Genomic DNA, 546 nt, shown 5'->3' with positions numbered 1-546 from the left:
CCCGGGCTGATCGACAGCCACATGCACATCATCCGCGGTGGCCTGAACTACAACATGGAGCTGCGCTGGGATGGCGTACGCTCGCTGGCCGACGCCATGCGCATGCTGCGCGACCAGGTGGCGCGCACGCCGGCGCCGCAGTGGGTGCGCGTGGTCGGCGGCTTTACCGAGCACCAGTTCGCCGAGAAGCGCCTGCCGACCATCGAGGAACTGAACGCGGCGGCGCCGGACACGCCGGTGTTCATCCTGCACCTGTATGACCGCGCCATCCTGAACGGCGCAGCGCTGCGTGCGGTCGGCTACACCAAGGACACGCCGAACCCGCCGGGCGGCGAAATCGTGCGCGACGCGCGCGGCAATCCCACCGGCCTGCTGCTGGCCAAGCCCAATGCCACCATCCTCTACGCCACGCTGGCCAAGGGGCCGAAGCTGCCGGCCGAGTACCAGAAGAACTCCACGCGCCATTTCATGCGCGAGGTGAACCGCCTGGGCGTGACCGGCGTGATCGATGCCGGCGGCGGCTACCAGAACTACCCCGAGGACTAC

1 protein-coding gene is annotated in these 546 nt (G+C 68.7%); it reads left to right on the top strand.

Annotation, left to right across the window (positions count from 1 at the left end):
* Window positions 1–546, top strand: a 546-nt coding sequence (locus AC3FNH_RS32590) for an amidohydrolase family protein (protein WP_488723013.1), incomplete at both ends; no start/stop codon positions are given.

The organism is Cupriavidus sp. 22TCCZM01-5, assembly GCF_057798915.1.
Note: the sequence above shows the minus strand (reverse complement) of the source record. Positions and strands in the feature narration are given on the sequence as shown.